Source organism: Citrobacter sp. TBCS-14, assembly GCF_005280805.1.
Lineage (GTDB): Bacteria > Pseudomonadota > Gammaproteobacteria > Enterobacterales > Enterobacteriaceae > Citrobacter > Citrobacter gillenii.
On the sequence record NZ_SZWM01001136.1, the window covers coordinates 1 to 247 of the forward strand.

Below are 247 nucleotides of genomic sequence, written 5' to 3' on the forward strand. Positions count from 1 at the left end.
GAAGATCATCGAGATTTGCTCGGCGCGTAGCTTGTTCAGCTCACGCTCCGGTAAGTTCAGGATCTCACGACCGTTGAATGTAGCGGAGCCGCCAATCCGGCCATTTGCGGCCAGCAGGCCCATCAAGGCAAATGCAGTCTGCGACTTACCTGAACCAGACTCACCAACAATACCCAGCGTTTCCCCGGCGCGTAGTGAAAAGTTTAAATCGTTTACTGCAGTAACATCACCATCTGGGGTGGCAAAC

General features: G+C 53.4%; 1 protein-coding gene. It reads right to left on the bottom strand.

What is annotated here, in order from left to right; translation table 11 throughout:
* On the bottom strand, positions 1-247 hold a 247-nt coding region (locus FDX22_RS24425), incomplete at both ends, for an ATP-binding cassette domain-containing protein (protein ID WP_146717916.1).